Annotated in this window: 8 protein-coding genes; 6 read left to right on the top strand and 2 right to left on the bottom strand. The window is 58.8% G+C overall.

What is annotated here, in order from left to right; all coding sequences use genetic code 11:
* Positions 1-334: 334 nt before the first annotated feature.
* The 3 genes from RA27_RS17460 to RA27_RS17470 all read left to right on the top strand — a co-directional run bounded on the left by RA27_RS17460 (position 335) and on the right by RA27_RS17470 (position 3139).
* Positions 335-1264 (top strand): DUF2493 domain-containing protein, encoded by a 930-nt coding sequence (locus RA27_RS17460; RefSeq protein ID WP_039542015.1) that lies wholly within the window; start codon positions 335-337, stop codon positions 1262-1264.
* 230 nt (positions 1265-1494) lie between these two features.
* Complete coding sequence (locus RA27_RS23255) at positions 1495-2571, top strand: SH3 domain-containing protein (RefSeq protein WP_052265349.1); 1077 nt, start codon at positions 1495-1497, stop codon at positions 2569-2571.
* Between the two features lie 361 nt (positions 2572-2932).
* Positions 2933-3139, top strand: a complete 207-nt coding sequence (locus RA27_RS17470; RefSeq protein WP_039542018.1) for a hypothetical protein — start codon at positions 2933-2935, stop codon at positions 3137-3139.
* A gap of 685 nt (positions 3140-3824) precedes the next feature.
* Here the strand turns inward: RA27_RS17470 and RA27_RS17475 are convergent.
* Together RA27_RS17475 and RA27_RS17480 are read right to left on the bottom strand one after the other, a co-directional pair.
* Positions 3825-4214, bottom strand: coding sequence for a hypothetical protein (locus tag RA27_RS17475; RefSeq protein WP_039542019.1), 390 nt, complete (start codon positions 4212-4214; stop codon positions 3825-3827).
* Complete coding sequence (locus RA27_RS17480; RefSeq protein ID WP_039542022.1) at positions 4201-5028, bottom strand: AAA family ATPase; 828 nt, start codon at positions 5026-5028, stop codon at positions 4201-4203. Before RA27_RS17480 ends, RA27_RS17475 begins: the two co-directional genes overlap by 14 nt.
* A 459-nt stretch (positions 5029-5487) precedes the next feature.
* Here RA27_RS17480 and mobC point away from each other — a divergent pair, with 459 nt between their 5' ends.
* Genes mobC through RA27_RS17495 form a run of 3 tightly spaced genes read left to right on the top strand, consistent with a single transcriptional unit; the run spans position 5488 to position 9705 of the window.
* The gene (gene mobC, locus RA27_RS17485) at positions 5488-5955 is read left to right on the top strand and encodes a plasmid mobilization relaxosome protein MobC (RefSeq protein WP_039542023.1); all 468 of its coding nucleotides are present in this window, start codon (positions 5488-5490) and stop codon (positions 5953-5955) included.
* A complete protein-coding gene (locus tag RA27_RS17490) occupies positions 5939-8737 on the top strand; it encodes a relaxase/mobilization nuclease domain-containing protein (protein ID WP_039542024.1) in 2799 nt (932 codons plus the stop codon). Before mobC ends, RA27_RS17490 begins: the two co-directional genes overlap by 17 nt.
* Positions 8734-9705 carry an ATPase, T2SS/T4P/T4SS family gene (locus RA27_RS17495; protein ID WP_039542026.1) on the top strand — a complete coding sequence of 324 codons (972 nt, stop codon included), beginning with the start codon at positions 8734-8736 and terminating at the stop codon, positions 9703-9705. Before RA27_RS17490 ends, RA27_RS17495 begins: the two co-directional genes overlap by 4 nt.
* Positions 9706-10171 lie beyond the last annotated feature (466 nt).

Genomic DNA, 10171 nt, shown 5'->3' on the forward strand with positions numbered 1-10171 from the left:
CCGTCTCCCGCGTCCGGTCGCGCCGTTTGCCTGCTCGTGTCGGGCAAACCTGCCGTCACATCACACACACATGAGCGTGGAAGCATATCCTCCGGATGGCCCCCAAATCAGCCCGCGTCAAGGATCGCAAAACTTTTCGGCGAGGTCGGCGCGGATGGAAAGCGTGGTCCCGCGTGTGAGGGCGTGCATGTGGATTGCGGTGTGCCCGGAAAACTTTTGCGCCCGGCAGGCCGGCGGCTGCGCCGTCCCTGACCCGGACAGATTCGGAAACCAGTCATTCGGCCATGCCACCACACTCACGTGGTGGTTCACCGAACATCTGGAGATATGAGAAATGGCTTACGATCAAGCGAACACATATGAGACCATCGAACTCTTCGGCCTGACCGAAAAAGACGCATCCCTGCCCACACCCGACGATCACATCCTGAAGGACAGCATTGTTCGGGAGACCTTCGAGACCCTGATCGGTCAGCTGCGCGGGACCGGTCTCGAGGCAGAAATCGAACCGCTGGCGCACGGGCTGGCCACGATCCTGCAGCGCCGCAAGGTGGTTCTGGGAAAGGAACTCGACCGCACCGCCGACAAAATCGGCGCGCTGGCAAAATGTCACGACGGATCGGAGATCGCGGAAACCGCGCTTGAAGAGGCGCAGGCCCGCTTTATGCAGCTGCGGGAGATCGTAGGCGCCATTGAGACGATGAGCGAGGCGGCGGCAGAATGCTACGAGGTCGAAACCGGTCACGCCTTCATCCCGGCATCGGGGTCGCGCGCCAGCGTCCGGGCGCAGGAGACCGGCGCCGTCTTCGAGGCCCGGCAGCTCCTGGAGCAGCATGATCGGGAGACAGCGGCCAGATCGAAGGTTGAGGGCGTTCCACTGATCGTCTCCGGCGCGACCGACTGGACCGACATCGACATCATCTTCAACACACTCGACAAGGTTCGGGACCGTATCAAGCAGAACCGTAATCAGGACATCTTCATCTGTCACAAGGGCGGCAAGCACGGGGCTGAGATGATCGCGGCCCGGTGGGCGCGGGCGCGTGGCATCGCCCAGGCACGCTTCGATCCGCGCTGGTCCGCGCATGGGCGGGCGGCGCCGTTCAAGTGCAACGATGAGATGCTGGACGACAAGTTCGCCGCAACCGGCGTCGTCCTCTTCGGAGGCAACGGGGTCGCGCTGAACCTCGGTCAGAAGGCTGAAGCCCGGGGGCTGACTGTTATGCGGGTCGCTGATCCGGCAAAGAAAGATGCGAGCGCGTGAATGAATGAGGGTCGCCTTCGGGCGGCCCTTTACTCGTTCTCAAAGAGCGCGCGCATGTCGGCGCGTCACGATGATATCTGATGGTCGGTACCAAAGGTCTTGGGGCGTGAATGCAGCAACTTTGGTTTCGGGACGGACCAGATGGTAACTCAAAGCACTCTCAGTCTATTGTGGTTGTGCTGCAAAAGACATGTGTTGCGCAGCCTAACACCCGCACAGGTTTTTTAACGATGCCCTTTTCCTCGGACCGGACCAAAGAGATTCAAGCGCGCATTGATGCGCGGTTGCGGTCCGGTCAGGCAAATGATTGGGAGATGTCGTTTCTCATAAACATGGCGGACCGTTTCCGGCGGTATGGGACGGAGACCCGCCTGAGCAAGGCTCAGTATGCCAGCCTGCACAAAGTCCTGAAACTTGAGCGTCAGAGCCCAACGCAGACAGACGCGACAGCTGATACCCGCGTTTCCAAACCGGCACCAAAACGTGGATCTCGCTCTTATCGGGCCAGCCCCCGTCCGATGTCTGTGACCAGCGCGATCACTGCACCTCGGCGTGCCGTGCGCAAGGTTCAGCGTCAGATCATAGTGCCGTTGATTATTGCTGTCGCGCTCGTCGCGGCGGTCGGATCCTTGTTTGGACCCACAGATTCTCCGTCCAAACCCCACAATCCTTCAGCGATACCGACATCACAAACAGCCAACGCCGCTTACGTTTATGTGACGGGAACACGCGTCAACCAGCGCAGCGGGCCGTCTACCTCAAATCCTGTGATGGGCGTTTTGAGCAAAGGTACACGCGTGGAGAAACTCCGTGGTCAGGGGCAGTGGACCCAGATCCGATCAAATCTGGGAACGGGCTGGATGTCGTCCGGCTTTCTGTCTTCGGTCGCGCCTGCCGCCGTGCGGTCAGCGTCGCGAACCCGATCCCTTCGCGCCGGCGACATACGGATCGTTGATGGTGATACGATCGATGTTCGCGGCATGCCAGCGAATGTGCGTCTCGTCGGGTTTAATACGCCTGAGACATGGAAGCCGTCCTGCACTGCTGAGCGCCAGCTCGGGGAACGCGCCACGGCGCGTCTTGGTCAATTGGTGCGGGATGCGGCGGCGATTGAATTTGAGCGCGTGGCCTGTGCCTGCCGACCCGGGACGGAGGGCACGGATCAGTGCAATTTCGGGCGGCTCTGCGGCGCGTTGTTTGTCAACGGACAGGACGTGGGGCGCAGGCTCATTGCGGAAGGTCTGGCCGTGCCGTATCGATGCGGCCGAACCAGCTGTCCTCCCCGCCCGGAACCCTGGTGCCGGTAACGGCTATTACCACCCGACACCGACGACGGATCTGCGCTCACGGCTGCTAACGGGCCTGCCATCTGTTGGGCGCGACGGATCAACCCGCCGCCGCGTTGAACCAGGACGCCCCCGGCCATCTCCGATCTCGATCAACGGGATCGAAGACGGCTGCAAAAGTGGCGGCGCAGATTTGGGTCACACCTTTTTGCTCATTTATGTGGATCGCACGGAGGCGGCCCGGCCGTGCCCTTCGCGTGGCGAAGGCAAGCACAAATACGGTTTCCACGCGCGTTGCGCGCAGACCCTCCGCATTTGCGCTTGCGGCCGGTCCTGGTGCCCCCGTGCCGGGTGATCCCCATCGCAAAAAGGAGAAACCCAAATGACCAACCACTACGTCGCCACCGTCCCCGTCAAGTTCACCGATAACGATGGCCAGGAGCGCACCCGCTTCCAACGCGTCGGCGCCATGTTCCGCAACACCCGCAACGGGGATGGCTCGGAGTTCTTCAGCCTCAAGCTTGACTTCCCGGTCGCGGTCTCGGAACTGGTGATGTTCCCGCCAAGCTCCAAAGAGCCTCAGGAGTAAATCCTCTGGTGAGGATGGGCCGCCGAGAGGCGGCCCTGTCCCCGTTCCGGGGACGCCGTTGCCGACGGGGCGGATCGTTGATCGCGCCCTTCCCGGTGCCGGCCCAAAGGGACCGCGACAGGTTGGCCAACCGGCTTCAAGGGGGCCATCCCCAAAACAGCCAGGCCGGGGCCTGTCGGTTTTAGGGCAGAGATTTGGGCCGAGCCAAATCTGGCCTTCCTTGACCCTGTCTGTCCATCCTGTCAGAGGTGTTTGCACCCGCCCGCGTTTCCGTCCGAACACATGCGTGTTCGGCCAGATCCCCGGGCGCGTCTCGGGACGAGTCCCCTTGTGTATTCAGCCGTTGTGTTTTTGGGAAAGGAGGCGGCGTCGCCTCCCCAAGGGCTGCCGATCCGACTGGAGTTTTCTGCACCTCGATAACACAGGATCATTGTACCCTTTAGCCCGGTATCGCCGTCCGGATCATCTCGGCAATTTCTGCGTCGTTATCCTGCAGGACCTCTTTAAAAACGCTCCAAGGTTAAAGTTCTTCTGAAACGCAGATGGTATGTTACTGAGGATCTCTTCCAGCGCTGCCGCAATCTCACCGCCGTCAGAGGTTGAGATTTGAATGCGATCCGGCTGCCCTTCCTCGCCTCTTCTTGGCGTGACTGTCTTTTGTCTCGCTTTGTCGTTTTTTTCTTACTCATTGGTCTGTTCCCCCAACGCTCTTGCGGATCATTGCAGCAATTTCCGCGTCATTGTCGATCATGACCTGTCGGAACAAAGCCCCGATGCTAATGCCTGATCGAAGGGCTTCAGGGACAGAGGCAAGAATATCCCCCAATGCCCGTTCCACTTCGCCACCTTCGGGGGCTGAAATCTGAAACCGGATCGGGGTAGGGGTTTTTGATGACGACTGCGCAGGGGCTTTTGTCTTGCGTTCGCCCGGCGACTGTTTCGCCTTCTTGGCGGGCTCAGGATTTGGCTCTGCTGTTGGTTCGGTTAGTTTCTGATTACTCAGGTCTGTCACGGTCGGCGCGAATTCAGACGCGGGGCCATTCAGAAGGCTATCGATGCTCTTAGGCCGCGACATGCTGTACCTCGCTTTCTTTTAGAGCATTCAGGACATAATCAGAATTGCTCAGCGCCTTTTTGCAGCGATCCGCCATGCGCCTTGCATTCGACCTGGCCGTCTGCGTTTCCGCCTGTTCCGCAGCCTCTTCGGCAAATCGCATCAAATGCCCGATTGTGGTTCCCGTCCGCAACGCGTCATCGAGTGCGGCAGAGTCGGCAATGCCACCAATGCAGGTGAATTGCTTTTCCAATGCCTGTTTGCCCTTCTGGATGCCGGCCGATTGCGCGACGGACTGACGGGTGAACACAATCCGAAACTTCTCTTTTGGGCCCACTTTGCTGCCGATCTGCTGCAAGGCCGCTTCGCAGGATCTGTATGTGACCATGATGGGCTTGTATTCCGCCGATGATCCATCAGACGGGCACAACACCATATCGGCCACGGCCATCGCCATTGCGGCGGTCATGCTGGGCTCGCCCTTGGTGTCGATCAGCAGGTAATCGAATCCCCCAACCTTTTCCGCCTCAAGGATATGGGCATAAGCCAGCTTCGCATTCTCTGCATCATTCGCAGCAAACTGCCCCGCCTCGATCAGAAGTTCGTCGGCGGGGAGAGGGTCCAGCCCGTTTTTCGGATTCAACCATTCCGAGAGTGTGCCTTGTGAATCCAGATCGAGGATACGGACACGTTTGCCCTGATGGTGCAAGGCAGAGGCGAAGGCGACGAGCATGGAAGATTTCCCAGCTCCGCCCTTGGAATTTACAGCGGCATAGATGTTCAATTGGGTCTCCGGGTCTGCGCCCGAAAGCCACGCAGTTTTGCGGCGTGCCACACCCGGGCTTGCGATTTCAAGTTATCGCGCGATCCGGCACCCACGCTGAAATCTACGCTATTGCCTTTCAAAGCAATCCGCAACGGCTGTTTTACCACTGCCCTACAACCGCTTAGTACCAACGATCGGCAGTCTGCGACCGACGATCACCGCGCAGCGTTGGGTGGTGGAGGTGCAAATCGCAGCCTACCGCCGACAACCGGGAGCGCGTTGCAGCTGTACCATTGTGCCCCGACGTGCAAGCGTTGCAGACTGGACGTCACTGACTGCGAACGGTCCTGTCTCTTGCGACAGATCGACGACATCCTACGCTTACTTTGTACTTTGCGGGATAATGAAAAATGTAGTACATTTTTAGACTGGACTTGCAGTCGGCTATTTTTTCCAGTTAAAAATGAATCTAAATACGCGCGGTCTGCCGGGGCCTCGCACGATTTCTAATCGTGGAGAACCGTCCCGATGCCGAAAGGTGTATTGAAAGATTCTGTCTATCCAATGCGTTTTGAAGCCGATGAACTGGCTTTGCTGAGAAACCTCAGCAAGCAGCTTGGGCTACGCAGTGTTGCAAGTCTCATTCGTTTGTTCATCCGCAACGGTATGGGGTTACCCACCCTAGAGCAGGCGAAGAACAATCAGTTCGATGATCTGGCTCGGCAGTTGCGTGTCACGGCCAGCAATCTGAACCAGATGACACGTGCTGCAAATGCAGGGAAGTTTCGTCTCAACAAGCGTACAGAAGACACTCTCGAGGAGATGAAAACTCTGTTGGCCGCCTCACAGAGGCTTTTGAACGATTATCAGGACACAGCAAATCTCCGTTCACTGGTACGGGCCGCCGCGCACTTCCAAACCAGGCGCGAAAGCCTCAAGTCGGAAGCAGGCGTTCAAAAAGAGACACGCGGAGTAGGTGATGACCAGTTTCGTTGATGCTTATGATCCTGCGTGGGAAGCGCTCTTCGGCCGTTTCCAACTCATCCCTGATCTCAAACCTCGTCCTGGCACGCCAGGACAGAGAAGGTATCCGCGTTCACCCGGTTCGAAAGGGATTGCGTCGGCGGCTGCCGGCATGATCGGTAACTCACTGCTGACGCAGCAGGCGGTGGTCAAGATCGTGCGCGGTGGAGGTGTCACATCCGCCGGGAAACTCGGCGGTCAACTGGCCTACATTTCCCGGAAGGGCACGTTGACCACGGAGCGGGGAGAAACAGGTGAACTCATCGATGGCATGGATGGGCTGAAAGCGGTTCAAAAGGATTGGGCTCGGGACTGGGAGCAAATGGATGCGCGCACCACCAATTACACCTATCACCTCATCGTCTCTTATCCAAAAGGCACGGATTCCTATGCGGCTGAAGTGGCAGCAGAGAATTTTGCACACCGCCTGACGGGGGGCGACTATGGCGGCCGGTACAAATTCATCCTGGCCCATCACCGTGACACCGATTACCCCCATACCCATCTCATCGTCAATCGTGCGGCTCAGTATGGTAAGACCCTTCACCTGAGCAAATACGGGGTGACGACGCAGGACTTGCGGGACCTGCACGTCGAGACCGCACGAGACGTCGGCATTGTCCTGAACGCAACCAGCCGCTTCAGCCGGAATCTTGCCCCGGAATATGAAAGCAGCGCCCGCATCCACGCGCGGCGCGACGGCCGGGATTTGCGCGAACGGCCTGCCGCAGAGACACGCACCGGCTTTCCCGGCTTCGGCCGCGGCCGGCGAACTCCGATCGCACCGGAACTACTTCAATCGCTCAAAGACCAGCGCAACGCCGAATACGCCGCCCTGGGCAAAACCCTCCGGTCGCATCAGGCCGGGGTCGATCAGGGCATTTTCACAACCCAATACCCCGGGCGCGCCGAGACCCTGGGCTCATATGCAACGGCTGTACTCGGCGCAGCCAGAACCCTGGTGCCTGACGGGGTTCTCAAGAAAGAGGACATCGATGTGAATCAGCAAGTCTCACACGATCTGGACCCGGCAATGGCGGCGGGCATCGACACGAAACTGCAGGCCATCGGCGGTGACATTCGCACCTTTATCAAGGGCATGTCTGATAAGGCCGACGCAACGGAGGACGAGGACAAGCGCAGCAAGATGGATGCCGCGATCTCCCGGGTCCTGCGCGGCTATGAGCCTCTGATGGACGAAGAGACCCGGACATTCTTTGGTAAACGCCTTGAGCGCGACGATGACGGCATCGAGGTCGGGCGTGAGGATGTCGATCCGACCCGCCAGCGCCGGGCTGCAGAACGGGACGCTGCAGATCCAACGCAGACGCAGGCTCTGGGGCAAGAGCAGGATCGGCAGGATGATCCGCGTGGAGATGCAACCAGGGCAACGCTGAAGGAGGCGGATCGCAAAGTCGCCGAGCGGTTCGAGGCCATGGGCATAAACGGGGACCTGGTGCTGTCGCGCATCCGCAATGGCGCCGATGTGGACCGTCAGACGCGCGAGCGGTGGTTTGAACGGGATGTACAGACCCTGGCGAATGCCAACTCGCTCAGCGAGAACCAAGCCCGGATTGATATGAAGGCGGCGTACAAGGAGGCCGCTGAGATCTACCGCGATGCCCGTGACGACATCCGTGACATCAACCGCGCCTTTGCCGAGGGCAGGGGGGACGAGTTCCTGAAGGAGAAGGTTGGGCGCGGCGTTCAGGATGAGATCGAGCAGATGAAAGGGCAGGGCTTTGACCGCGCCGCAATAGGTGGGCGCCTTCTTGAGATCGAGGATCGCGTACACGAACGCGTAACCGGTCGCGGTCCCGATCGGACCGAAGGCATTGAGCGCTCAGAACCAAACCCGCGAGTTCCCGAAGATCGTCAAACAAATGCATCATCACGCGTAGCCGCACCAGTTGGTCAGGCACCGGGAAAGATCGACCTCAACGAAGGTGTGCGCGGTAGAATCGTTGAAGCCGGTTCGGCGCTCTATGATGAAAAAGACCCCCAAAGCGGAAACCCTTATGTGGACCTAAAGATCGACGGCCGGGACAAGCTGCACCGTGTGTGGGGTGTTGATCTGCCGGACATGATGGCCCGCGAACAGCTGTCCATCGGGGATACGGCCACGCTGGCCCATGACGGTTATAAGACCGTCACGGTCAGGAAGACCGACCTGAAGACCGGCGAGGAGAAGACCATCGAAGCCCGGCGGCGTGCCTGGAAGGCGACAGACATTGAGCGCGCACCGCGCGAGGAACAACGTGGGCTCGAACCGGCTAAAGAGGCGGCGCATATCCAACGCGACGCCACCGTCGGACGAAACAGAGCACCGGAGCAGAAGGACCGCGCGGCCAAACAGGAGGTCTCCGTCGAAGCAGGTGTCACAGGTGTCATCGTAGATGCCAGGGAAGCGCTTGTGCGACCGGGCGATCCGGACAGCAAATCCTACTATGTTGATATGAAGGTTGAGGGCAAGGACGCGCCTGAACGGATCTGGGGTACTGCGCTGCAGGACCAGATGACCCGGAACAACATCAAGATCGGGGACAAGGCTACCTTTGTAGAAGCGGGGAAAGAGGAAGTCACCCGATCGCGCAGGAACCCGGAGACGGATGAGCCGGAACGCGTCAACGTCACCCGGAAGGCCTGGGATGTGAAAAACATCGACCGTCAGATCGATCGTGACCCGGAGGTTCAGGAGCGTCGGCGCCTGGAACGAGAAGAACGGGCCAGGGGTGATCGGGGCATCAGCCGATGAGCCGGCATCTTCAAAGCACATTGAATCGCGTGTTCGGGGAGCAGCTGCTCTCCGATCCGCGCCTTTCCGAGATTGTTCTGAACCCGGATGGCCGGGTTTGGATCGAGCGCAGTGGTGATGCAGCCATGCAGATGCTGGATGCACCTCTGAGCGAAGATGATGCACTGGCCCTGGCGCAGGATCTCGCAGGCGAAAACCCGATCTCGGCCAAAACACCTCTGGCCGGGTCTCAGTTCGAAGCGTTTGATTCTCTCTGGCGTGCGCAGGTGGCGGTTAGGCCAGCAGTTGAGGAGGGCGTGGCCTTCGCTTTGCGCCGGGCGGTTGCCAAAGAACTGTCACTGGATCAGTTAATGGCGGGCCTTCCTGACCTGAATGCAAATATGAGCGACCTGAAGTTCGGTGCAAACCCTTCTGAAGCTGCGGTGTTTGATGCTTATGAGAACGGGGGCTTTGGCGCATTCCTGCGCGCCGCCGTTCATGCACGATGGAACATCCTGATATCGGGCGGCACATCGTCGGGCAAGACAACCTGGTTGCGGGCCTGCCTGGCTGAGGTCGATCCATCCGAGCGGATCATGACCATAGAGGATGCCGTGGAAATCCGGCCCCGCCAGCCCAACACCGTCTCGCTCGTGGTGAGCCAATATGCCTCAAGCGGCGATCTGCTCAAGGCCTGTCTGCGGTTCCGGCCGGACCGGATCATGATGGGAGAGCTGCGCGGTGCTGAGGCTTATGACTTTCTGTCCGCGATCAATTCGGGCCATCCCGGCGGGATCACCACTGTGCACACGTCCTCACCCGAAGCTGCTCTGTCGCGCCTGGCCTTTATGGTCATGCAGGCCAACACCGGGCTCACCTATTCCGAAATTGTCGAATACTGCCGCTCCATGATTGACGTGATCGTGCAGTTTCGGAAAACTGGAGACCAAAGGAGGCCCGTCGCAGTCAGGGTGCTCAGACAACCATAATGTAAAGAAAGAGGTATAGTGCATGGCAACAGTTTGTGGATTTTGTGGGAATGGCATCAATGAGGGCTACCAGACCTGTTCAGCCTGCGGAGCAATGTACCGACGCCCACCACTGAAGAAATTTTTGGTGAACCTTATCCTGTTGCTGTTTTCGCTTGGCTTCATTGGTGTCGTTGTTACGAGTGTTCACACTGCCATACAACAGCATTCAAAAATACTGGCGAATGTGTTTGGATTAGCATTTGGTACACTGCTCCCAGTCGCTGCAATCTGGCTTTTGGTGAGATATCACGTTCGAAGATATTGGTACAAACGCTTCTAAAATAGCCGCCAGCCAGTCAGTTTCCTAAAAAAACGGGGGCATGTCAGCCCCCGTTTCGTGTATCAAGTCATAGCTGTCGTGACCTGCAAACATAATGGGGTCCATTTGGGTAGGGGGCGAAATACCCCTTTCTCATGAGCGTTT

It is taken from the genome of Ruegeria sp. ANG-R (assembly GCF_000813985.1).
Lineage (GTDB): Bacteria > Pseudomonadota > Alphaproteobacteria > Rhodobacterales > Rhodobacteraceae > Ruegeria.